The sequence below is a fragment of the Spirosoma panaciterrae DSM 21099 genome (assembly GCF_000374025.1).
Taxonomy (GTDB): domain Bacteria; phylum Bacteroidota; class Bacteroidia; order Cytophagales; family Spirosomataceae; genus Spirosoma; species Spirosoma panaciterrae.
Window position 1 is genome coordinate 195,543 of sequence record NZ_KB893195.1, and the last position, 23,515, is coordinate 219,057.

A 23,515-nucleotide genomic window follows, 5' to 3' on the forward strand; every position below is an offset into this window, starting at 1 on the left:
CTGTTTTTTAGTCAGCAAGGCAAAACCTGAATCTTGGTTTTAGCACGCGGACAAAACTAACGGTTGGGTGGTGGTCCATAAAGTGCTTGCGGGACGGGTCTCTTGTGACAAGTCGAACGCCCCGCTTGGCAGGTTTGGGCTTCCATTTCGGAGTTCCGGTTGGCAGGAAAAGCGCCTGAATCGGGCCGCTTTGGGGTCGCCATCTCCGGCTGGTCTGCGACAAATTGAACGTCCCAATTAGGCTACCTCGACAAGCAAGGCGGGTTATACCCGACAATGCGAACATTCTGGGTAGTTGCGGCTTGACGACCCGAAATCTATGTGGTTATGTATATTTTTTCTGCAACTTGTAAACTCTATCTACAAGATGAACAAAACCGAAATTTCTATTGATAATGAGGATATAAAGAAATTTTATACTCTTTTGGCAGAGCAAGAAAAAAGAGAAAAAGAAGAGATAAAAAAGAAAGAAGCGGCAACTACTTTCCAGAATGAAGAATTACCTAAGTTAGTCTGGTGGTCTCGGTTTGTTTTTATTTCGCTTATAGCTATAATTATCACTGGTTGTATTTTATTAAGCCTATATGAATCATTCCGCCCTTTTTGGGTTTGCATTATCTCGGGGGTTTTAGGAAGTGCATTTGCAGCTTTTTTATCAGCACTTGACCGTTCGGCTAATGGATGGGAAAGTAATAATGGAGATAAATATCCCAAAGAGGAGCCCAAAGATAAATTCAGCAAAAGAATGGCTACTTTCTTTTTGTGTAGACCAATATTTGGCCTACTGGCTGGGCTTTTAGTATATTTTGGTATGCAATCAAAAACCGTCGGCAAAGTAGATTTAAACACCAATAATTCAGATATTATATTTTTCTCCCTCGTAGCAGGATTTTTCATAAAACTACTTATGGACAAATTAAAAGACTTAATTGATAGTCTTTTCAAAATAAAGTAATGTTTGGAGCGGTTTCGCTCCGCGTGTGCTGGATTACCGCCGACAGGAACCACGTCCCAGAGGAGAGCGTTCAGCCCAACAAACAAAGGGTATAAAGATTGTAAAAACCTCGTGGCCAGGCAATTACCCCATCAACCATCAGTCCTTTGTGGCGTTGGGTGGCCCAAACAGTCATAAACAAGTGCGTATTTGCAATCTTTCGTGTGACAAGCTGCACGGTTCAACAGGAAAGCTGTTCTAACTCGTTCGTCAGCTTTCGGTCGGCACGAGGAGCGCCCCAGAGGTCAGATTGTAGGCTTCCATCTCTGGGTTTTGTGTGATATGAATACCTCGGTCGGGTAGGGCTTGTATTCCGAGTTTTTCATTGACATACCAAACTCATAACAAGACAAAGTTTTAGGTTTTAACTTCAGCCTTCCAGCCAATTAAAGAAATAGAAAGCAATAATAAAATGAAACAGGTAACTAAATTAGCTATAATCCTTTTACTAATTGCGAGTTCTCAAGTTTTTGCAAATCCAACACATGATGACAAAGAAAGTTCATCTATTCAGGGCCTTATCATTCCAGCAGTTATTGCCTTGATTGGATTTTTAGGGAAATCTATTTATGAAATCTATAACGACGGCAGAAAAAGAAGAATCCAAAACATTGAAGAGAAACTTAAATTTTTCTATTGGCCAATTCTTGTAAGACTTGAAAAAGATAATGCAATTTGGGAGACAATTCTATCTAAGAAACAGGATCAAAACACTGTTCAATACAAAATAGCAAATAGTGTTGAAAGAAACAGTATTCTTAAAAACCACCAAGAAGTTCTAGATATTATTGATAATTATCTTTATTTAGCTGAACCAGATGAACTATTCACCGCAGAAATAAAAAAATACATAAAAAATGTAACCATTTATAAAGCTTTACGTGAAGCTGGTGAAGAAACTAAATTTCCGCTTGAATTAGGTGCACCTTGGCCTAAGCAGTTTTTTCAAATTGTAAAAGATAAGACTGAGTATTTTCAAAATAAATTAAACAAAGAACCATTTTGAAAAAGCAGTATCTCTATTTCCCCATCTACAGGGATTACGTCCAGAAGGAAAATTTGCGACCTAACCGACCACGTGTGTAAAAGCTCCCAACGCCCACTATCAACACCCGTTGGCGTTGGATGGGAAAAGCAATGGGAAATCTATGTGTACTTTCTTAATAGCTGCCTTTTAAAAATTCCAGTTCTGGATTCCGTCACTGCCTGCGAATCAACTGTTTGTTCATTTCATTCACCAGCGACAACTTACAGGGCAAATGGAGCCATTTGACTTAACCTATTATGAGTGATTTCAGCGCTGCTTACCATTTAAAATCGGATAATCAACAGGATGCAATTGACCTTTTAAAGAAAGCTCAAGTAAAAGGCTATGTGTTTGAGCCCGTCAATGGCTGGACCACATTTGTTACAGAAGCTCACGAATGCAAACCTACTCCGTCTGTTACAACGCATAACAAAGGCTTGTTACTTCATTTCGACAGAACGAGCGATTTCCTTTGCTGGGGCTTCCATATCTACCAGAACCAAATCCAGGTTGGCAAGTATAGTATTTTGTCTGACGATGGAGAGACCTTAAAAATTATCGACCAGGTCGATACGGCCTCGCTTAGTCTGCTGGTTGATCCACCCCAAGTAGATATTCTGCAAAACTTGCTACACCCGGAAACTATAGATACCGCTTATCGACATGGTGATTACGAATTTGCACAGCTCGTCGGGTTGACCCATATCGAATGGGTTTCCTATTCGTTCATAACACGCCATATCGAAGACTATGCCGTCCTGATTGTCAATTAACGTTGCTTTTCGCATCAACGTCCACAACTGACGACTCGCGTACGACCATGCGGGTGGGAATCTTGATGCGCTCCGGTTGAAGTCCTTTGTATTTGCCCTCGATCAGATTGATCAATTGTTCGGCAGCTACCTGCCCAATTTCTAACGCAGGCTGTTCGACGGTACTCATCGGTGGGGCCAGCAAATCGGCCACGGGCGTGTTGGTAAAGCCAATCAATGACACCTGACCGGGGATGGCAATGCCCCGTTTTTTCAGGGCCGCTAATGTGCCCAGAGCGAGTCGGTCGCTGGCAGCAAAAAATGCGTCGGGCGACTGGCCCAACAGGTCATCAATAATCGGCTCGACTTCATTCTGCCCAAAACCGGCGTATCGCAAGAGATTTTCGTCGTAAGGAATCCCGTATTTTTCCAAAGCGGCCCGGTATCCGGCCAGCCGTTCCTGGGTGATGGAGATGTAAGGAGGAATGGTGATGTGGGCAATTCGTCGGCGCCCGGTCTGAATCAGGTGTTCGGTAGCCGCAAAGGCGGCTTCAAAATTATCGGCCGTTACACTGATCGAGTCAAGTTCTTTGGCAACCCGGTCGAAGAGAACAATGGGGAGTTTTTTTTCCTGAAGCTCCCGAATGTGCGTCACATCCGACGTGCTGCTCGACAGCGAAATCAGGAGGCCATCAGCCTTTCGGGCTACGGCCTGCTGCACTGTCAACACCTCCCGCTCGAACGATTCATGACTCTGAAAAATGATAACGTGGTACCCCCGGTTGTAGGCTATCGCTTCGATTCCATTGATTACCTGCGAGAAAAAGTTATTGGCAATCTGCGGCACAACGACCCCAATGACCCGGCTTCTATTTTCCCGTAAACTCAGCGCAATGGGGTTAGGTCGGTAATTCAGTCGCTCGGCATACTCAATCACTAACCGCTTGGTTTCCGGATTGATTTCGTAACTATCCCGCAACGCCCGCGAAACCGTCGATGTCGAAAGGTTCAGGGCACGGGCAATATCCTTTATCGTGATGGTATCCAAAGCAAAATAGTAGTAAAGTACAAAAATACACCGCCACTTGACCGAGGCAGCTCCCAAGGATCAACGTACCCGGCAACTCGCCATTTCGGAGCCATTAGCCAACAAATCCACCGATTGGCAACGTTCCCGACAACGTTTGCGTGAATAAATATCTTTAAAAGTTTAAATATAAAAAATACCCTACTTAATCTTACTTCATCAGCCCGCGAGTTACCCGTTTCAATGGCTACGGCAATTTCCATAAAAAAGACAATTTTCAGCATTAGTTAAATCGCTTTCAGACCCAGGACGTCTCATGCAATCCCTATCGGTTCAATCGCTCCCTACTGTCCAGTCTCAGCTTGCGCTGACCCTACCTTCCTCCAACGATGACCAACTTCCTGAGCGAGTGCTGCAGTTTGGTACGGGGGTTCTGCTACGCGGCCTTCCCGATTACTTTATCGACAAGGCCAACCGTCAGGGTGTTTTTAATGGTCGGATTGTGGTTGTGAAATCGACAAGTGGGGGCGATATGACTGCCTTTGCCCGTCAGGATAATCTCTACACGCTCTGTATTCGGGGGGTCGAAAACAGCGAACTGGTCGAGGAGACTGTCGTTTGCTCCGCCATCAGCCGGGTACTTTCGGCCAAACAGCAGTGGGATGAAGTCCTACAGGTAGCCACCAGCCCTGAGCTGCAAATCGTCATTTCCAATACAACCGAAGTCGGGATTCAGCTCATACAGGACGATGTCCGGCAGTCGCCCCCCGAGTCGTTTCCGGGCAAATTGCTGGCCGTTTTATACGCCCGTTACCAAGCCTTCAATGGTGACCCTACCAAAGGGTTGGTGATCGTACCGACTGAACTGATCCCTGACAACGGCACCAAACTCGAAGCGATTCTGCTTGAACTGGCTCACCGCAATGCGCTGGAAGGACCTTTTATCGACTGGCTCGAAAGCGCCAATACCTGCTGCAACTCACTGGTTGACCGTATCGTTCCCGGCCGCCCGGACCCGGCTACGCACCATGCTTTGACCGAGCAACTAGGCTACGAAGACGATCTGCTGACCATTTCGGAAGTGTACCGACTGTGGGCCATTGAAGGGGATGAGTCTGTACAAAACGTTCTGTCGTTCCATAAGGCCGACGAGAATATAGTTATCCGACCCAACATCGACCTGTTCCGCGAACTGAAACTCCGGCTTCTGAACGGTACGCATACACTCAGTTGCGGCCTGGCGTTTCTGAGTGGTTTCGACACCGTTCGCGAGGCTATGGACGATGAGCTTCTATCGTCTTTTATTAGCGGGGTGATGCTGGGCGAACTCATTCCAGGCATCCCCTATCCGGTTGATGAGAAGGCGGCCCAACGCTTCGGGTTTCAGGTGCTCGACCGATTTCGTAACCCATTTATTGAACACCGCTGGCTGGCCATTACGATGCAGTATTCGGCCAAAATGCAGATGCGGAATATTCCGACCCTGCTTCACTACTACAGGCAATTGGGCGTAACCCCTCGCTACATCACGCTGGGCTTTGCGGCTTACCTGCTCTTCATGAAGGCAACTACGCAGGAGGATGACGTTTGGTATGGCGAACGGGAGGGTGTCAACTACCCGATCTACGATGCCCAGGCCGGTTACTTCGCCGACCTATGGGCGCGGCTTTCCCCGCAGGCACTAACCATAACCGTTCTACAGAATACGACTTTATGGGGTCATGACCTGAATCAATTACCAGGATTTGCAGATTCGGTAAGCCTCTATTTAGTACAAATGATCGAAACCGGCGTATTCAATACGGTATCGGCCCAATTCGATCACCTTGAAACCCTATCAAAATGAAACAGAATGTTTTGAAAATACACCCTGACGATTCCGTCCTTGTAGCCCTTTCCGATCTGGAACCGGGCGATCGGGTGCACTGGGAAACTACAAATTTGATTGTCAGGGAAGCCATTCCGGCCAAACACAAAGTAGCCTTACAACCCTTCGAGCCCGGCGACACTATTACGATGTATGGCGTACTGGTGGGCAAAGCGAAGCAGCCCATTCCTATGGGTGGTCGGCTGACTACCTTCAATGTCCAGCACGCAACCAACAGCTACGATCTGAACGGGGCGTCGTATCAATGGACGGCTCCATCGGTTGAACGATGGGAAGGACAAACCTTTATGGGCTATCCCCGTTCGGACGGGCGGGTGGGAACAGCCAATTACTGGGTAGTGATTCCCCTCGTTTTCTGCGAGAACCGAAACATTCAGGTACTCGAAGACGCTCTGGTTCACGACCTGGGCTACGGTCGCCGGAACTCCTACCAGCAACAAGCGCAGGAACTGGTTTCGCTGGTACAGGCAGGCCGCTCAGTCGAAGAAATTTTACAGGCCGATCTGCAAACGGCGGAACAATCACTGGGGGCACCGTTGAAATTGTTTCCGAATGTCGATGGGGTGAAATTTCTTGTACACGACCTGGGCTGTGGCGGCACCCGCCAGGATGCGCAGGCCTTGTGTGGCTTGCTGGCGGGCTACGTCACCCACCCAAACGTAGCGGGTGCTACGATCCTGAGCCTGGGCTGTCAGAATGCGCAGGTAGCCATGCTTCAGGAAGAGATCCAGAAGCGCAGTCCGCAATTCGACAAGCCGCTGTTTATTCTTGAACAACAAGCACTTGGCACTGAAGAATCGCTGATCAGTCAGGCCTTACGCCAGACATTTGCCGGACTCATGCAGGCCAATACCTGTGTTCGAGAGCCGATGCCGCTGAGCAAACTGGTGGTTGGACTGGAGTGTGGTGGTTCCGATGGTTTTTCGGGCATTTCGGCCAACCCAGCGGTAGGCCACGCATCCGATTTGCTGGTAGCACTGGGTGGCACCGTCATTCTATCGGAATTCCCTGAACTCTGTGGTGTCGAACAGGAGCTATGCGATCGCTGTGTCGATGAAGCCACGGCCAGCCGATTCCGGGAGTTGATGAACGTATACGCCCAGCGTGCCAAAGAAGTTGGTTCGGGCTTCGACATGAATCCATCGCCCGGCAACATCCGCGACGGGCTGATTACCGATGCCATGAAATCGGCGGGAGCGTCGAAGAAAGGCGGCACCTCGCCCGTGGTGGCTGTGCTGGACTACCCCGAACTGGTCACGAAACCGGGTTTGAACCTGCTTTGCACCCCTGGAAACGACGTCGAATCGACCACGGCCGAAGTAGGGTCGGGAGCCACCGTCGTATTATTTACGACAGGTTTAGGCACACCAACCGGAAATCCTATCGCTCCTGTGATTAAAATTGCATCCAATACGGCTTTGGCTAACCGGATGCCTGATATTATTGATGTCAATACGGGTACCGTGATCGACGGCGACGAAACGATTCAACAGGCTGGCGAACGAATACTGAATCAAGTCATTCGGGTGGCCAGTGGTGCTATCGATGTCTTCGCCGTTCGTCACGGTCAGGACGATTTTATCCCCTGGAAACGGGGAGTTTCTCTTTAAAGAGTGAAAGAGCGAATGAGTGAAAGAGCGAAAACTAGCGCTCCTTGTTTATTCGCTCTTTCACTCATTCACTCTTTCACTCTTTAGTACATGAAAAAGCCCTTTCTGAACGAAGATTTTCTGCTGCAAACGGAGTCGGCACGGCAACTCTACCACGAATTTGCGAAGCCGATGCCCATCATCGATTACCACTGCCATCTGCCACCCGATCAGATTGCCGAAAACAGGCAGTTTGAGAACATTACGCAAATCTGGCTCTATGGTGACCATTACAAGTGGCGGGCCATGCGGACCAATGGCGTCAATGAGCGTTTCTGCACGGGAAATGCCGATGATTTCAGCAAGTTCCAGAAATGGGCCGAAACGGTTCCGTACACCCTCCGCAATCCACTGTTTCACTGGACACACCTTGAATTGCAACGGTATTTTGGCATTACGGAAACGCTCAACGGCAACAACGCCCGGCAGATCTACGATGCCTGCACCGAACAGTTGCAATCGCCCGATTTTTCGGTGCGCAACCTGCTGCGCCGGATGAACGTCGAAACCGTTTGCACTACCGATGATCCGGTCGATTCGCTGGAATATCATAAGAAACTGGCGGACGAAGGGTTTGAAATTGGCGTATTGCCTACTTTCCGCCCTGATAAGGCCATGGCCGTAGAAAGTGCGAGCACCTTCAACCAATACGTGGCCCGTCTGGAAGCAGCCAGTAATGTAGCGATCAGTAACTTCGCCGATTTCTTGACGGCCCTACGTCAGCGACACGATTTCTTTGCGGCTATGGGCTGTAAACTCTCCGACCACGGCCTGGAGCAGATTTACGCAGAAGACTATACCGAGGCTGAAATCGACGCTATTTTCGCCAAAATCCGTTCAGGTGCCGAGCTAAGCTCCGTAGAGGTACTCAAGTTCAAATCAGCGATGCTGGTGATTCTGGCCGAGATGGATTGGGAAAAAGGCTGGACGCAGCAGTTCCACCTGGGCGCCTTACGCAACAACAACTCCCGGATGCTTCGGGTGCTAGGACCTGATACCGGCTGGGACAGTATCGGCGATTTCTCCCAGGCACGAGCCATGGCCCGCTTCCTTGACCGACTGGACACCAACGATAAACTGGCAAAGACGATTATCTATAACCTCAACCCTGCCGACAACGAACTGATTGCAACCATGATTGGCAATTTCAACGATGGTTCGGTAGCCGGAAAAATCCAGTTTGGCTCGGGCTGGTGGTTTTTAGATCAGAAAGAGGGTATGGAACGGCAGATAAACGCTCTTTCTACTATGGGCCTGTTAAGTCGCTTTGTCGGTATGCTGACCGATTCCCGCAGTTTCCTGTCTTATCCACGGCATGAATATTTCCGGCGGATTCTGTGCAATATGCTCGGTAACGACATTGAAAACGGTGAACTCCCCAACGACATGGACTGGACAGGTCAGGTTGTACAAAACATCTGCTACGGCAACGCTAAAGCTTACTTCGGCTTCAGCAATAAACCCCTGTCGCTGGCGGTGTAATACGAGTTGGAACACAGGGATACACTGAGCCTACTAGAGATACGGAGATTTTCTTGGTGTATCTCTAGTGTACTTAGTGTATCTCTGTGGAATAATCTTTCTAAACATGATGCAAGTTTGTTGTTTCGGTGAGTTGTTGTTACGGTTTTCGCCAATTGCCAATGGGGAATGGATTCGACAGAAGGCTATGCCCGTATACGTGGGCGGGGCAGAACTAAATGTGGCTACGGCATTGGCAAAGTGGGGCATTCCGGTCAAATACAGCACCGTACTCCCCGAAAACTCACTGGCCGACGACATTATCGGGTACGTTTCGAGCCAGGGGATTGACCCATCGGGAATTGTCCGGTTTGGTCAGCGAGTCGGTAGCTATTTTCTGCCTCAAGGTTCCGATCTCAAAAATGCGGGTGTGATTTACGACCGGGCCCACTCGGCTTTTTCGGAACTGGCTCCTGGTAAAGTTGACTGGGATGCCGTTTTGGAACAGACAAGCTGGCTACATGTGAGCGCCATCAGTCCGGCCTTAAATGCCGATGTGGCTGCGGCCTGTACCGAACTGGTTGCTGTGGCTTCGGCCAAAGGGATAACGGTATCGATAGACCTCAACTACCGGGCGCGGCTGTGGCAATATGGGGTTTCGCCCATCGATGTTATGCCCGGAATTGTGGAGCATTGTCATGTGGTTATGGGTAATATCTGGGCAGCGAATACTTTGCTAGGTATCCCGATCGATACGGAAATCCATATAAAAGGTCAGCAAACCGATCTCCTGGCTCATTCTCTGGAAACCTCGAAAGCGATTCAGGAGCGATTTCCGCGCTGTGCTGTTGTAGCCAACACGTTCCGGTTTGATAAGGAACCAACGGGATTACGGTATTACACAACCCTGTATACCGAGGGAAAGCAGTATGTATCACCAGAATTGGTAACAGACTCCGTTGTTGATCGGGTAGGCAGTGGTGATTGCTTTATGGCTGGGCTCATTTATGGCCTTTACAAGCAGCATGATCCACAACAGATCGTCAATTTTGCGGCTGAAGCGGCCTTCGGAAAATTACAGGAGTTCGGTGATGCAACCAATCAGACCGTCGATGAAATTACCAAACGCCAACTATTGATAACGTCATTAATCTAAAAAGCCATTAAGTGGTCATTAGCCTTCGGCGTCATTAAGTACTCAATAAATGACTGATAATGAGCACTTGATAACACCGAAGACTAATGACTATTGAATGACCATTAAATGCCCTAGCTATGCCCTCTGATAAAATCCTCGATCTAGTCATCACTCACCCTATTGTCCCGGTATTCTATCATCCCGATGTCGACCACGCTAAGTCCATTTTGCAGGCTTGTTACGATGGTGGACTGCGTGTCTTTGAATTTACGAACCGGGGCGATAAAGCACTGGCCGTTTTCACGCAGTTGGCGAGCTATGTGAAGGACAAGTGTCCCGAAATGGCGCTGGGAATCGGTACCATTCTGACGCCCGAAGATGCCACCCGATTTATTGATGCGGGTGCTGCTTTTGTCGTGCAGCCCGTTATAACGGCTTCGGTTGGTGACGTCTGTCGTGAACGGGGTGTACCCTGGATGCCTGCCGGTTCAACCCTGAACGAAATCTATCAGGCTACCCTCCTGGGCGCCGAACTTGTCAAAGTATTTCCGGGCAATGTGGTAGGACCCGGATTCATCAAAGCCATCAAAGGGCCGATGCCTTCCCTGAAACTTATGGTAACCGGGGGCGTAGAGCCAACCAGCGAAAGCCTGAATGCCTGGTTCAAAGCAGGTGTAACAGCCGTAGGCATTGGCTCTCAGTTATTTTCCGGCGACAATGCCGACCCATCGGCGCTTCGTGACCGCATAGCCGCTTTAGTTCAGATTGTTACACCCTATATTCCGCAACCCGCATGAGCAAACCCGTTGGAAACTACCGCTGGACTATCGTAGCGCTCCTCTTTTTCGCTACGACCATTAACTACCTCGACCGGCAGGTAGTGGGGCTACTGAAACCTACGCTGGAAAAAGAATTCAACTGGTCGGAGCTGGATTACAGCCGCATTGTTCAGGTTTTCTCGGCCGCCTATGCCATTGGCCTGCTGATTTTTGGGCGGGTTATCGACCGGATCGGAACCAAAGTTGGCTATACGGTAGCCATTATCTTCTGGAGTATTGCGGCTATGGCGCATGCGATGGCTACAAGCACGATGGGATTTATTTTCGCCCGGATCGGCCTGGGGCTGGGCGAAGCGGGTAACTTTCCGGCTGCTATCAAAACCGTTGCCGAATGGTTCCCCAAAAAGGAACGGGCTCTGGCAACAGGTATTTTCAACTCGGGAGCCAACATCGGTGCGGTGGTCGCGCCCATTCTGGTACCCTGGATTTTAGGAATCTGGGGCTGGGAAATGGCCTTCATCGTAACGGGTGCCGTAGGGTTTATCTGGCTAATTTTCTGGTATGTTGGCTACGAAATTCCTTCCAAACAAGCCAAACTCTCGAAAGAGGAATATAATTACATCCACAGTGATAGCGAAGTCACGCCCGACGCAGTAGCCGATCATGGCAAACCCGTTTCATGGGGTCTGCTGCTGGGCAAGCGGCAAACCTGGGCATTTGTCTTCGGAAAGATGCTGACCGACCCCATCTGGTGGTTCTTCCTGTTCTGGCTACAGGACTATTTTTCAACCACGTTCCACCTCGACACCAAAAAGCCAAACCTCTATCTGGCCGTACTGTATACCCTGGTAAGCATCGGTAGTATTGGCGGTGGGTATCTGTCGTCGGCCTTGATAAGCCGGGGCTGGAGCGTCTGGAAAGCGCGTAAAACAGCGATGTTTATCTTCGCCCTCCTTGTCTTGCCCGTTATGGCGGTTCGCTTTGGTCCAGGCATCTGGGGTGCTGTAGCGCTGATTGGGTTGGCAGGTGCTGCTCACCAGGCCTGGAGTGCCAACATCTTCACAACGGCCTCCGACATGTTCCCCAAACGAGCCGTTAGCTCGGTGGTAGGTATCGGGAGTATGGCGGGTTCTATCGGTGGGATCATTTTTCCCGAGATCGTTGGTCGGATTCTGGACAGCTACAAAAAAGCGGGTGACCTCCAGAGCGGCTACGGCATTATTTTCCTGATGTGTGGCTCGGCCTACCTGCTGGCCTGGACGGTTATGCACCTATTGACCCCTAAAATGCAGCCTGTTCAGCTCGATATAACGGAGTCGGAGCCGGTTGTTTGATAACCCATTTTTGTCATGCTACCGGAGGAAACATTCTAGGTTCTCTTCAGCATTTTGAAGTCTTAAAATGCTTCCTGCGGCAGCATGACAAACTGAAAATAAAAAACCTATATCTATAAAACGTATCTCATTTTCCATCCTAAACAAAAGCCTACGATAATTCTAGAAACGATCTATTCATTATAACTTATTAGATGCGATGAATGTCCAACAAATGGAACTCACAGCTTCCCATCCATTGGCATTGCCGGTGGGCGTAACGCTCGACCGGTATATTATGCACCGTCAAACGGCTTTCCCGTATGCCACCGGCGAATTATCACAACTACTACGCGATATTGCCCTGGCCGGAAAGATTATCCACCGAGAGGTAAATCGGGCTGGATTAATCGATTTAACTGGCGGTATGGGCGTTCAGAACATACAGGGCGAAAGCCAGCAGAAGCTGGATATGATTGCCAACATCCGGTTTAGCCGTGCTCTGAAAAACGGTGGAGAAGCCTGCGCCATCATTTCGGAAGAAGAAGAGGGCATCATTTACACAGGTAACAACCACGGCAAATATGTGGTAGCTATTGACCCGCTGGATGGCTCATCCAATATCGACGTAAATGTATCGATCGGGACCATTTTTTCCATTTATCGGCGCGTTACGCCCATCGGTACTGACCCTACCCTGGATGATTTCCTTCAGGGGGGGCGTCGGCAGGTAGCGGCTGGGTATATTTTGTATGGTTCATCGACCATCATGGTCTATACGACCGGCCATAGCGTCAATGGCTTCACGTACGATGCGTCGCTGGGCGAATACATTCTCTCGCATCCCGATATTCATAGTCCTGCCAATGGTCAGATTTATTCCTGTAACGACGGTCATGTAGAAGGCTATGAGACTGGGGTTCAGGCGTATCTGGACGGTTGCCGCAAAAAGCAGTTCACAGCCCGTTATATCGGCTCATTAGTGGCTGATTTTCACCGAAATTTACTCAAAGGCGGAATCTATTTATACCCGCCAACCCGGAAAGCGCCCGACGGAAAGTTACGGCTATTGTACGAAGCCTTCCCGCTCGCCTTTCTGGCCGAAAAAGCAGGATGCCTGGCCACCTCCGGCCACAAGGCTATTCTGGATATCAAACCTACCCACCTTCACCAGCGCACCCCCTTGTACATTGGTGCGCCAACAATGGTGGAAAATCTGGTGGGAATGCTCAGCTAAGGCTTTTTCAAGTAAAGCTTATAAGCTTCCAAATCCGGTGGCTGTGAGGTCTCGTGCTATTTTGCCGGGGCCATTGCTACTGATCAGCGTACTCTACCATTTATTAGCCCATGGCCCAAGTCGTGGGCTAATATCATCCTCACTTCTTCCACAACTTGTCAGTCAATACATCCCGCATAACCTGATCGCGGTAATTACGGCTGATGGGAATGCGGTGCGACTGAATAAAGATCTCGTTGGCTTCGATGCCTTCTATTTTATTTATGGCCACCATGTACGATTTATGCACCCGGATAAAGGCGTGACTTTCCAGATTCTGTTCTAAATTTTTCAGATTCAGCAGGGTAATATACTTGCCTTTCGTAGTAAAAATGGTTACGTAATTCTGCAAGCCCTCCACGAACAGAATGTCGTCAAAAAAGAGCTTCTCGTATTTGTTGCCGCATTTTATGAAGAAATAATCATCAGCCGATTCAACCTTTGGAGAGCCCGAAGAGACTGACTGATTCAGGAGCCGGTGGTAGTCTTTGGCTTTGTTGGCCGACTTAAAAAACCGATCAAACGTGATGGGTTTCAGCAGGTAATCGAGCACATTCAACTGAAAACCCTCCAGGGCGTAGGTTGGGTAAGCCGTGGTGATTATCACCATGGGTGGCTTCTGGACAATTTTCAGAAAATCGATCCCGCTCATTTTGGGCATCTGAATGTCCAGAAAGATGAGATCTATCGGTTGCTTATCCAGCAAGGCAATGAGCTCGAGCGGATTCTCACAGGTGCCTGTCAGTTGCAGAAAATCGACCTCGCGCACATAATTCGCTAGTCCCTCCCGCGCCAATGGCTCATCATCGATAATGACACAGTTCAGCATAGGTATTTACATAACCAATAGAACACAGATTTTTATGATTAGTGTGATTTTTTATGATCTGTGAAAATCATATGGCTCATAAAAATTCGTGTTCCATTTTGATTCAGAACTAGTAAGCTACTTGTAACCTGATGGCCTGCGACATTTCTGCCAGATTTAGCCGCAATGCAACGTTGAAACTCGTTGTATCGTGTTGAATGGTCAGACTGTATTGTCCAGCATACAATAAGTCTAGTCGGCGCTGTACATTCTGCAACCCAATCCCCCCGTATTTAACGACTTCGTTCCCCTGCTCTGCCGCCAGGCTATTAGCCACAAACAACGTCAGGCAGGAGCCATCCAGTATTAGTTGAATTCGAATCCAGTTGGCCCGATCACTATGCCGCGAAACGTGCTTGAACGCATTTTCGACGAAAGTCATCACAATAAACGGAGCGATAGCCAAGTGATCGGTATACGTGGAATCAAGATCGACCGTCACCTCCATATTGCCGCTTTGTCTGAGTTTTTGCAGTTCAATAAAATTTTGCAGATACGAAATCTCTTTACCAAGCGGTATCTGCTGGTCGTTGCACTCATACAGTTGATACCGCAGCAGCTCCGAAAATTTAGCCAGCGAATCCGAGGCCATATCGGGGTTTTTATGGATCAGAAAAAAGATGGAATTGATGGTGTTGAATAGAAAATGGGGGTTGAACTGATTACGCAGAAATTTCAGTTCGGTCTCCAGCTTTTCGGTTTCCAGCAACTGCTGACGCTGCCGGGTCTGAATCCAGTTTTTGGTCAGCTTAATACTCATCGCCAGGGTCATACTGGCTACCGTAGAAGGCAATGCGTTGCTAAAGAACGTGTTAAAGCAGGCCGATTCGCCGAATAGGTTATAGATTGTTTGCCCACTAGCGTAAGCACTGAAGTAGTACCCGCCAACAATACACAGCGTAGCGATCACTATAGTGAACAGCAAATAACTGATGTAAACGGCAAATCGGTTTTTCTCCAGATACCTCGGCATCAGAAAATACAGATTGAAATAAACCGCCATTGCCTGAAAAATGACATAGAAACTGTATTTCAACGCATACGGCAAAACGGTCATGCTTTGCAGCACTTTCAACGGATTGCCCAGCGTAACCACCCACCAGAGATAGTGATACAGAAACCAGAACGGCAGGTGATAGATCCTGTACTTAAAAAACCAGTTCTGACTCACTGAATTATCGGATAGCGCATACATGGTCGGCTGCACAGTTGGTCTGATTGACGGGTCTGACAAGTTACGCGAATCGGCTGAGATTATACCGTCCCAATCCACGAACGGCCTAAACCAATTGACCAATTACCTGACTCAAAGGACAAGCCGCCCATTTGTCCTGAAAGGCATCCATTTCTGAATTCAGACCTTTTTTTTCGCAACTCATCAACTAAATCAGCTCAGTCGTCAATTGGGTTTTAACATCGTTTCGTTATCATTTTTCTTTGCCGTAGTCGTTTTAATTCATCTCGCTATGCCTGCTTACTCGTTACTGATCAACGGAAAAACCTATCCGGTCGACGCTGATGCGCAGATGCCCTTACTATGGGTGATTCGGGAATTGGTGGGCCTCACCGGAACAAAATATGGATGCGGCATAGCGCAATGTGGCGCTTGTACGGTGCATCTGAAAGGCGCTCCGGTACGTTCCTGTTCGTTTCCCGTATCAGCCGTGTTGAACCAACCCATCACCACGATTGAAGGGATTTCGAAAGACAATTCTCATCCGATCCAGAAAGCCTGGATTGCCGAGCAGGTTCCGCAATGTGGCTACTGCCAGAGTGGTCAGATCATGTCGGCTGTGGCTCTTTTGAAGACCAATCCGCAGCCAACCGACGACGCTATCGACGCTGCCATGCAGGGCAATATCTGCCGATGTGGTACGTATCCGCGTATCCGAAAAGCCATTAAACGAGCGGCTGGCATACCTCCTACACCCAATGGCCAATGAAAAACCCGCAGGAAATAACCCGCAGAGATTTTATCCGGCAGGCAGGGCTTTCGGGCGTCGCCCTAACGCTCGGACTTTCCAGAACGGTTGCTGATAAAACGACCACCGAAATCATCAATCTCCAAACGGCCAGCCCGCCAGGTATTGAATTGATGTCCTGGATTTCCATAGATAAGTCCGGGAAAGTGGTGATTGTAACTCACCGCTCGGAAATGGGGCAGGGAACGTTTCAGGCCATTCCGCAAATCGTTGCCGAAGAACTGGAAGTAGATCTGGATCAGGCAACGATACGGTTTGCCCCATCTCATCCCGAAAAATATGGCCCTCAGCCTCAGGAAGGCAGTTTTTCTGTTCGCGGTTGGTACAAACAACTGTTGCAGGTGGGTGCTACCGCGCGGGAAATGCTCATCAGCGTAGCCGCTAAACGATGGCAGGTGCCCCCTTCCGAATGTTATGCGGAAAATAGCCACGTCATCCATCGCCAATCGGGCAAAACGGTTCATTATGGACTGCTGGTCGAAGAGGCTTCAGCCTTAACACCCCCTCAGAACATATCGCTAAAAAGTCGGAAGGAGTATAAAATCATTGGAAAGTCGCTACACCGACAGGACATTCCGGTGAAAATCAATGGTACGGCTCAGTTCGGGCTCGACAAAAAACTGCCGGGGATGCTGTATGCGGTAGTCGAACGTAACCCCCGTTTCCGGGGGAAAGTAAGCCGATTTGATGCAACCAGGGCAATGGCCGTGTCGGGTGTAAAACGGGTTCTGCCAGTGCAGCGAGCCGTTTGGGGTAGCCTTTATGAAGGTGTGGCCGTTGTAGCGGACTCCCTTTGGGCCGCCCTGCAGGGCCGCAAAGCGTTGGTAGTGGAATGGGACGATTCAGGGTTTGAGCATCTGGGCAGCGAGCAACTGGACGCGCAAATGCGGGAAAACCTCAAAAAGCCTATACCTTCAGAACAATTCGAGGCCGTTTTTCAAAACGCGGCTAAACAATTGGAAGCGATTTACGAAACACCTTATCAGTCGCACAGTTGCATGGAACCCCTCAACTGCACAGCTCACGTGCAGGACAACCGGATCGAAATTTGGGGACCTATTCAGGAAGCGAACTGGATACAAGCCGATTTGAGCGAACGAATGGGGGTTCCGAAAGAGCGTGTCAAGGTCAACATGACCTTTCTGGGGGGCGGCTTTGGGCGCAAGGCCTTTACCGATTATCCTTACGAAGCAGCCTTGCTCTCGAAAGCGATGAACGTACCGATTCAGGTCGTTTGGACGCGTGAAGATGACATGACGGCAGGGCCATTCCGTCCCGGTGGTTTTTATGCCTGTAAGGGTGGAATTGATACGGCTGGTCGTATTCTGGCTTTTCAGGCAATAACCGCCACCCAGTGGCTCGGACAGGCGTGGAGCCCCGAACCTTATCCTGAACCCGGCCCGCTCACCTACAACACAGGCAGTCTGGAAGGTATGCCAAGCCCTTATTTCAAAGCCATTCCGCATTATAGTTTTGGGGGTGTAGGTACTCGATCGCCCATACCCGTGATGTGGTGGCGTGCGCCGACAGCCTGTACGGCTGGCTTTGCTGGCGAAAGCTTTATCGACGAACTGGCGCACCTGGCCGGTCAGGACCCGATGGTCTTTCGCAGGGCTCACTTACCCGATAAACGCTATCAAGCCCTCCTGGACCGACTGGAAGCAATTAGCAACTGGAAATCAAGAGGCAAAAATTCGGGTTGGGGCGTTGCCGTTACGGAGTGCTTTGGCGGCATCTGTGGGCATATCGTACAGGTGTCACGCAAGCCAGACGGAACGCTTAAGATCAATAAAGTAATTGCCCTGATGGATTGTGGCTGGTATGTCAATCCCGATATCATTCGAGCGCAGGTAGAAGGCAGTATCATTATGGGATTAGGGGCGGCTATTAAACATGCGACTACGTTTAAGGATGGCAAAGCCGTAGAGCGAAATTTTACTACCTATGCGATGCCCCGCATAACCGATACACCTGAGATTGAGGTGCATATCATGGAAAATGATGAACCCGCCGGGGGCGTTGGCGAACCGGGCTTACCCCCCTTCGCCCCTGCTTTATGCAATGCCATTTTTGACCTGACGGGCAAACGCATACGTACTTTGCCGTTTAAACTGAATGAGGTGTAATTGCCATAAACAATGGGTATTATCGAAGTCAACAACGACGTATTCGCCTTGAACGGCTATGCAGCAGAAGTACCTGGTATAACGAATTAGCAATACGATGAGCCAAAACGAACCGACAACCCGAAGAGACTTTCTGAAGATCGGCACCCTGGCTAGTGGCGGATTGCTAATTGCTTTTGCCGCACCAGGAAAATCAACCAGCCTCCGATCAGTTCCCGGCTCATCCATTACGTCGCTGAATACTTTCCTCAAGATCGGTACGGACAACAGCATTCATATCATACTGTCGAAAGTGGAGATGGGACAGGGCATCTGGACAACCTTACCGATGCTGATTGCCGAAGAACTCGATTGCGACTGGAGACGGATACAGGTTGAACATAGCCCTCCGGGGAAAGCTGCTGATTTTCTGGAGAATCCGGTTTATAGATCGACTGGCGGATCGGAAACGACCACGCAGGAATTTGACCGATACCGACGGGCCGGTGCTACGGCTCGTATGATGCTGGTACAGGCTGCCGCCCAAAAACTTGGCGTTCATCCCGAAGATTGCCGCACTGAAAATAGCTATGTGATTGCCGGGCCAAAGCGCATCAGGTATGGTGAAGTCGCTACCGAAGCCTCGTTGTTGCCGGTGCCCTCCGTTCAGCTCCGCGCCCCGAAAGATTGGAAACTGATCGGCAAATCGCAGAAACGACTGGATACTCCCGAGAAGATCAATGGCAAGGCTGTGTATGGCATTGATCTTCACTTTCCGGGCCTACTAACGGCTGTAGTGGCGCATTCGCCGGTGTTTGGCGGAACCGTAAAATCAGTTGACGCGACTAAGGCCAAAGCCATTCGGGGTGTTCGCCAGATAGTTCGGATTCCAACGGGTGTGGCCGTGCTGGCCGATACGTTCTGGGCAGCAAAACAAGGGCGTGATGCACTGAAAATCGACTGGAACCTCGGCGAAAATGCAACGCTTGATACCTCCGCACAGCTGGAAGACTATCGGCAAATCGCTAAAACAGAAGGTTTAATCATCCAGAAGAAGGGAGATGTGGGTGCTGCGCTGGCAAAAGCCGAAAAGACCATTGATGCGACGTTCAGTTTTCCTTACCTCGCCCATGCCCCCATGGAGCCACTGAATTGTACCGTTAAACTTACTAAAGACAACTGCGAGGTATGGACAGGGACCCAATCGCCGTTGCTGCATCAGGCCGAGGTGGCAACCTTTCTGGGGTTTAAGCCTGAGCAGATCAAGTTTTATACGCCCTATTTGGGGGGCAGTTTTGGCCGACGTGGTTCCTTCAGTGGCGACTGGATTATGGAAGCCATGCACATTGCCAAAGTAAGTGGCAAAGCCGTTAAACTCGTCTGGTCAAGGGAAGATGACATCAAAGGTGGCTACTACCGACCGATGTACGTCCATACCGTTCAGATCGGTATTGGAGCCAATGGCTTACCTGTAGCGTTGCAGCAGCGGATTGTGGGGCAGTCGCTATTTACGAATACACCATTGGCCGATATGCTTGTTCAGAAAGGCATTGACTATAGCTCGGTTACAACTGCATCGCCCTATTCCAATTCTATTCCCGACCACTCATTCGAGCTGCACACCACATCAGTAGCTGTTCCGGTTCTCCCCTGGCGATCAGTCGGCAGTACGCATACCGTTTTTGTCACGGAAACCCTACTTGATGAACTGGCCACGCTGGCCCAAACCGATCCCGTCGCCTATCGCCGGAAGTTCTTCACTAATCATCCCCGGCATTTAGCGGCACTCAATCTGGCGGCTGAAAAAGCGAACTGGGACAAGCCGTTGCCGAAAGGCCGATTCCGTGGGGTTGCTGTTTGCGAAGCGATGGGGAGCTACGTGGCCCAGATCGTTGAGTTATCCATTGATGAACAGGCCATTCGCGTACATCGAGTAGTCTGCGCGATCGACTGTGGACTGGCCGTAAACCCGGACGGCGTTCGCGCCCAGATGGAAAGTGGGATTATTTTTGGCTTGACGGCCGCGCTGTATGGGGAAATAACCCTAAAAAAAGGACAGGTTCAGCAAAGTAATTTTCACGACTACCCCATGCTCCGTATGGCTGAGACACCCGCTATTGACGTACACCTAGTACCCAGCACCGAGAAAATGGGCGGAGCGGGTGAGCCTGGCGTTGCGCCTATTGCCCCGGCCATAGCCAACGCCCTGTTTGCCGCTACGGGCCAACGTATCCGCCAACTGCCTATTCGACTGGGTCAGTAAAAAGGCACTGAAATAGATGCCTTGCCGATAGTAGGTTAAAAAAGTACAGAATACAGTTAAAATAATCTCAGTTTTATTGACACATTGCTGCGAACACACTACCTTGTTGGCCCCATCGTGAGTCTTTATTCGATCTGCCAACATGTTTCCGATCAAATCGTTTCTGCCTTTATTTCTTATAGCAGGTTCAGCCACTGCGCTATTTGCCCAGCGCCCTGTCTCGGTTTCTTCACCCGATAAAGCCATTCAACTATCGGTCAGCAACAACGAAACGGGCAGCGTTACGTATCGAATTTCGTATAAAGGCAAAAAGGTAATGGAGCCATCGGGGGTTGGCTTTGTACTAAGTAAACCCCAGGTAGCGCTCACGCAGTTTTCCATTTCGGCTACGGATTCTTCTGAGCATGACGACACCTGGAAGCCCGTTTGGGGCGAAGTGGCTCAAATTCGCAATCACTACAAGGAGTTAGCTTTGACCTTAACCGACAAAGGGACTTCGGGCATCAAGTTGCTGGTGCGGTTTCGTATTTTCAATGATGGGGTCGGCTTCCGCTATGAATTCCCGCAGCAAACAGCCCTGACGCATTTTATTGTTGCGGACGAAAAAACCCAGTTTGCGCTGTCAGGCGATCACAAGACCTTCTGGCAACCGGGTGATTACGACTCCAACGAATACCTGTACAACACCACCCGACTGAGTGAAATTGACGCTGTGGCAGCATCTGACCGAGAGAAAGATACCGCGCTAAAATCGGTCATCGGACCCAATGCCATTCAAACCCCGCTGCTGATTAAAACAGGCGATGGGCTCTACATCAGCATTTACGAAGCGGCCTTGCTCAACTACCCGGTCATGCATCTGCAACTGGATAAGAAAAAGCTCGTGCTTACCTCGCAGCTAACGCCCGATGCGGTTGGTAATAAAGCGTACATGCAAACCCCTACGCAAACGCCCTGGCGCACCATTCTGGTCAGCGATAAAGCGACGGATCTGCTGGCGTCGAAAATGATCCTGAACCTGAACGAACCCTCCACCATTGCCGATCCATCGTGGATTAAACCGCAGAAATTCGTAGGCATGTGGTGGGAGATGCATATCGGCAAAGCCACCTGGGAAAAAGCAGGAGGTAAACATGGAGCGAATACCCAGAACGTGAAGAAGTACATCGATTTTGCTGCTAAATATGGTTTCGATGGGGTGCTGGTCGAAGGCTGGAACGTTGGTTGGGAAGATTGGTTTGGCAATTGGAAGGAGAACGTCTTCGATTTTGTAACCCCCTACCCCGACTATAACCTGGACTCACTCACGGCCTATGCCCAGCAGAAAGGGGTTCGGATCATCATGCACCACGAAACGTCGGGCTCGGTCACCAACTACGAACGGCGGATGGATGCCGCGTTTCAGTATATGCAAAAGGAAGGCATGAACACGGTGAAAACGGGCTATGTCGGCCGGATTATTCCGCGTGGAGAGCATCACGATAGTCAGTGGATGGTAGGACATTACCAGCGGGTTGCCGAAAAAGCAGCTCAGTACAAAGTCATGATCGACTCGCATGAGTCGGCGCATCCAACCGGGCTACATCGTACCTACCCGAACTGGATGGCCAGCGAAGCCGCTCGCGGCAGTGAATTCAACAATGCTCCTACTCTGGGCATTACGCCCGAACACACCACTATTCTGCCCTTTACCCGGCTGCTGGGTGGCCCAATGGACTTCACACCGGGCCTGTTCCGGTTCAAACTGGACCAGTTCGACAATACCCGTACAACCCGCGTCCGTACCACACTGGCCAAGCAACTGGCGCTCTATCTTACCATCTACAGCCCGCTCCAAATGGCGGCCGACCTGCCCGAAAATTACGAAAAGCATCTCGACGCGTTTCAGTTTATCCGCGATGTACCCGTCGATTGGGACGATACAAAAATCATAGCCGCCGAACCGGGCGATTACATCACCATTGCCCGCAAGACCAAAGGAAAAGACAGTTGGTATCTGGGTGCCATCACCGACGAAAACAGCCGTGACATATCGGTAGACCTTGATTTTCTGGAACCGGGCAAAACTTACGAGGCCACTATTTACCGCGATGCCCTCACCGCCGACTGGCAGTCGAACCCGGAAGCTTACGTCATTGAGAAAAAACCCGTGAACAGCAAAACCAGACTTCCCATTCATTTAGCGAAAGGCGGTGGCTGTGCCATTCAATTCCTGAAACAGTAAATATCGGGTCGCTTTTTCCAACGGACATAGGCGTTGTGGAGTCTAACCAGAAACGACTCTCATTGACCATGAAAAACGGCTTATACTTACTCGTCCTGTTCGGTTGCCTCTGGGCCTGTTCGAAATCCAATAATGACACGAACATTCCCCCGCTTGACGACACCAAAAATGTAACGGCTTCGCTGAATGATTCCGTCTGGTATGGTCATGGGATAGCCTCTAAAGTATCGCCCCTGGTCGACGGTGATTGTGGCCGAAATCGGTTTAACCTGTCCATCTCAAACGATTTGCCGTATCCGAAAGGACTGCGGCAGGCAGCACCGTCCATCTGTGCAGGCCCTTGCGACAGAACCCAATACCTTAGCTTTGAGAAAGTACCACTAGCTGTCGGCAAATACGATATCGCCAGCCTGAATGCCTGTGCCAGCACGCAATTGACGGGGGTGAATTACGGTCTAATCATTGGCGGTGATGCCATATTTTCCTCTTATATCGCCAAAGAGCCCGCCAGTGGCTGGATCGAAGTGACTAAAGCCGATACCATCGCCAATGTACTGGAGGGGAAATTCGAAGTGACGCTAGTGAGTCGTTCCACAACCAGCACCGCCACTGCCCGCTTCCGCAATGGTCTTTTTTCCCTTAGCCTGACCAAGTAAGCCCTCCAAAGCCGCATACTACGAAAATGCCCTATTCAACTATGGATAGGGCGTTTTCATTTGTAGAGACCAGTGCGCCAGTGCGACGATCCCTACAAAAAATCATCCCATTT

The 23,515-nt window shown here is 49.7% G+C and carries 18 protein-coding genes; 15 read left to right on the forward strand and 3 right to left on the reverse strand.

The window, feature by feature from the left end; all coding sequences use genetic code 11:
• The first annotated feature begins 367 nt into the window (after positions 1-367).
• From B153_RS0121680 to B153_RS0121690, 3 genes are all read left to right on the forward strand, one after another.
• On the forward strand, positions 368-955 hold the full coding sequence (locus tag B153_RS0121680; protein WP_026262345.1) for a hypothetical protein: 588 nt from the start codon (positions 368-370) through the stop codon (positions 953-955).
• A 451-nt stretch (positions 956-1,406) separates the two neighbouring features.
• The gene (locus B153_RS36830) at positions 1,407-2,000 is read left to right on the forward strand and encodes a hypothetical protein (protein ID WP_020598846.1); all 594 of its coding nucleotides are present in this window, start codon (positions 1,407-1,409) and stop codon (positions 1,998-2,000) included.
• Between the two features lie 278 nt (positions 2,001-2,278).
• Positions 2,279-2,794 carry a hypothetical protein gene (locus B153_RS0121690; protein ID WP_020598847.1) on the forward strand — a complete coding sequence of 172 codons (516 nt, stop codon included), beginning with the start codon at positions 2,279-2,281 and terminating at the stop codon, positions 2,792-2,794.
• Here the strand turns inward: B153_RS0121690 and B153_RS0121695 are convergent.
• Positions 2,787-3,821 carry a LacI family DNA-binding transcriptional regulator gene (locus B153_RS0121695; protein WP_026262346.1) on the reverse strand — a complete coding sequence of 345 codons (1,035 nt, stop codon included), beginning with the start codon at positions 3,819-3,821 and terminating at the stop codon, positions 2,787-2,789. The two genes, B153_RS0121690 and B153_RS0121695, sit on opposite strands and share 8 nt — an antisense overlap.
• 295 nt (positions 3,822-4,116) lie before the next feature.
• Between B153_RS0121695 and B153_RS0121700 the strand changes: the two genes are divergently transcribed.
• From B153_RS0121700 to fbp, 7 genes are all read left to right on the forward strand, one after another.
• Positions 4,117-5,646 (forward strand): tagaturonate reductase, encoded by a 1,530-nt coding sequence (locus B153_RS0121700; RefSeq protein ID WP_020598849.1) that lies wholly within the window; start codon positions 4,117-4,119, stop codon positions 5,644-5,646.
• Entirely contained in the window at positions 5,643-7,298 is a 1,656-nt protein-coding gene (locus B153_RS0121705; RefSeq protein WP_020598850.1) for a UxaA family hydrolase, read from the forward strand. The genes B153_RS0121700 and B153_RS0121705 overlap by 4 nt, the downstream gene beginning before the upstream one ends.
• A gap of 90 nt (positions 7,299-7,388) precedes the next feature.
• Positions 7,389-8,819, forward strand: coding sequence for a glucuronate isomerase (gene uxaC, locus B153_RS0121710; protein ID WP_020598851.1), 1,431 nt, complete (start codon positions 7,389-7,391; stop codon positions 8,817-8,819).
• Between the two features lie 106 nt (positions 8,820-8,925).
• Positions 8,926-9,954 carry a sugar kinase gene (locus tag B153_RS0121715; protein WP_026262347.1) on the forward strand — a complete coding sequence of 343 codons (1,029 nt, stop codon included), beginning with the start codon at positions 8,926-8,928 and terminating at the stop codon, positions 9,952-9,954.
• Positions 9,955-10,073: 119 nt separating this feature from the next.
• The gene (locus tag B153_RS0121720) at positions 10,074-10,733 is read left to right on the forward strand and encodes a beta/alpha barrel domain-containing protein (RefSeq protein ID WP_020598853.1); all 660 of its coding nucleotides are present in this window, start codon (positions 10,074-10,076) and stop codon (positions 10,731-10,733) included.
• Positions 10,730-12,049, forward strand: coding sequence for an MFS transporter (locus B153_RS0121725; protein WP_020598854.1), 1,320 nt, complete (start codon positions 10,730-10,732; stop codon positions 12,047-12,049). Before B153_RS0121720 ends, B153_RS0121725 begins: the two co-directional genes overlap by 4 nt.
• A gap of 199 nt (positions 12,050-12,248) precedes the next feature.
• Positions 12,249-13,265 (forward strand): class 1 fructose-bisphosphatase, encoded by a 1,017-nt coding sequence (gene fbp / locus B153_RS0121730; RefSeq protein ID WP_245564922.1) that lies wholly within the window; start codon positions 12,249-12,251, stop codon positions 13,263-13,265.
• A 139-nt stretch (positions 13,266-13,404) separates the two neighbouring features.
• On the opposite strand, the gene B153_RS0121735 is transcribed toward fbp, so the two are convergent.
• Both B153_RS0121735 and B153_RS0121740 read right to left on the reverse strand, forming a co-directional pair.
• Positions 13,405-14,133, reverse strand: coding sequence for a LytR/AlgR family response regulator transcription factor (locus B153_RS0121735; protein ID WP_020598856.1), 729 nt, complete (start codon positions 14,131-14,133; stop codon positions 13,405-13,407).
• A gap of 109 nt (positions 14,134-14,242) precedes the next feature.
• A complete protein-coding gene (locus B153_RS0121740) occupies positions 14,243-15,379 on the reverse strand; it encodes a sensor histidine kinase (protein ID WP_245564923.1) in 1,137 nt (378 codons plus the stop codon).
• Positions 15,380-15,638: 259 nt separating this feature from the next.
• Here B153_RS0121740 and B153_RS0121745 point away from each other — a divergent pair, with 259 nt between their 5' ends.
• From B153_RS0121745 to B153_RS0121765, 5 genes are all read left to right on the forward strand, one after another.
• On the forward strand, positions 15,639-16,115 hold the full coding sequence (locus B153_RS0121745) for a (2Fe-2S)-binding protein (protein WP_026262348.1): 477 nt from the start codon (positions 15,639-15,641) through the stop codon (positions 16,113-16,115).
• A complete protein-coding gene (locus B153_RS0121750) occupies positions 16,112-18,280 on the forward strand; it encodes a xanthine dehydrogenase family protein molybdopterin-binding subunit (RefSeq protein ID WP_020598859.1) in 2,169 nt (722 codons plus the stop codon). The genes B153_RS0121745 and B153_RS0121750 overlap by 4 nt, the downstream gene beginning before the upstream one ends.
• Positions 18,281-18,377: 97 nt before the next feature.
• A complete protein-coding gene (locus tag B153_RS0121755) occupies positions 18,378-20,522 on the forward strand; it encodes a xanthine dehydrogenase family protein molybdopterin-binding subunit (RefSeq protein WP_020598860.1) in 2,145 nt (714 codons plus the stop codon).
• A 142-nt stretch (positions 20,523-20,664) separates the two neighbouring features.
• The gene (locus tag B153_RS0121760) at positions 20,665-22,746 is read left to right on the forward strand and encodes a glycoside hydrolase family 97 protein (RefSeq protein WP_020598861.1); all 2,082 of its coding nucleotides are present in this window, start codon (positions 20,665-20,667) and stop codon (positions 22,744-22,746) included.
• A gap of 68 nt (positions 22,747-22,814) precedes the next feature.
• Positions 22,815-23,402, forward strand: coding sequence for a hypothetical protein (locus B153_RS0121765; protein ID WP_020598862.1), 588 nt, complete (start codon positions 22,815-22,817; stop codon positions 23,400-23,402).
• Positions 23,403-23,515: the final 113 nt, after the last annotated feature.

What these genes read in the sequence shown, in the direction of transcription:
- B153_RS0121680 (WP_026262345.1), top strand. Translation starts at nt 368, where the DNA reads ATGAACAAAACCGAAATTTCTATTGATAATGAGGATATAAAGAAATTT.
- B153_RS36830 (WP_020598846.1), top strand. Translation starts at nt 1,407, where the DNA reads ATGAAACAGGTAACTAAATTAGCTATAATCCTTTTACTAATTGCGAGT.
- B153_RS0121690 (WP_020598847.1), top strand. Translation starts at nt 2,279, where the DNA reads ATGAGTGATTTCAGCGCTGCTTACCATTTAAAATCGGATAATCAACAG.
- B153_RS0121700 (WP_020598849.1), top strand. Translation starts at nt 4,117, where the DNA reads ATGCAATCCCTATCGGTTCAATCGCTCCCTACTGTCCAGTCTCAGCTT.
- B153_RS0121705 (WP_020598850.1), top strand. Translation starts at nt 5,643, where the DNA reads ATGAAACAGAATGTTTTGAAAATACACCCTGACGATTCCGTCCTTGTA.
- uxaC (WP_020598851.1), top strand. Translation starts at nt 7,389, where the DNA reads ATGAAAAAGCCCTTTCTGAACGAAGATTTTCTGCTGCAAACGGAGTCG.
- B153_RS0121715 (WP_026262347.1), top strand. Translation starts at nt 8,926, where the DNA reads ATGATGCAAGTTTGTTGTTTCGGTGAGTTGTTGTTACGGTTTTCGCCA.
- B153_RS0121720 (WP_020598853.1), top strand. Translation starts at nt 10,074, where the DNA reads ATGCCCTCTGATAAAATCCTCGATCTAGTCATCACTCACCCTATTGTC.
- B153_RS0121725 (WP_020598854.1), top strand. Translation starts at nt 10,730, where the DNA reads ATGAGCAAACCCGTTGGAAACTACCGCTGGACTATCGTAGCGCTCCTC.
- fbp (WP_245564922.1), top strand. Translation starts at nt 12,249, where the DNA reads ATGAATGTCCAACAAATGGAACTCACAGCTTCCCATCCATTGGCATTG.
- B153_RS0121735 (WP_020598856.1), bottom strand. Translation starts at nt 14,133, where the DNA reads ATGCTGAACTGTGTCATTATCGATGATGAGCCATTGGCGCGGGAGGGA.
- B153_RS0121745 (WP_026262348.1), top strand. Translation starts at nt 15,639, where the DNA reads ATGCCTGCTTACTCGTTACTGATCAACGGAAAAACCTATCCGGTCGAC.
- B153_RS0121750 (WP_020598859.1), top strand. Translation starts at nt 16,112, where the DNA reads ATGAAAAACCCGCAGGAAATAACCCGCAGAGATTTTATCCGGCAGGCA.
- B153_RS0121755 (WP_020598860.1), top strand. Translation starts at nt 18,378, where the DNA reads ATGAGCCAAAACGAACCGACAACCCGAAGAGACTTTCTGAAGATCGGC.
- B153_RS0121760 (WP_020598861.1), top strand. Translation starts at nt 20,665, where the DNA reads ATGTTTCCGATCAAATCGTTTCTGCCTTTATTTCTTATAGCAGGTTCA.
- B153_RS0121765 (WP_020598862.1), top strand. Translation starts at nt 22,815, where the DNA reads ATGAAAAACGGCTTATACTTACTCGTCCTGTTCGGTTGCCTCTGGGCC.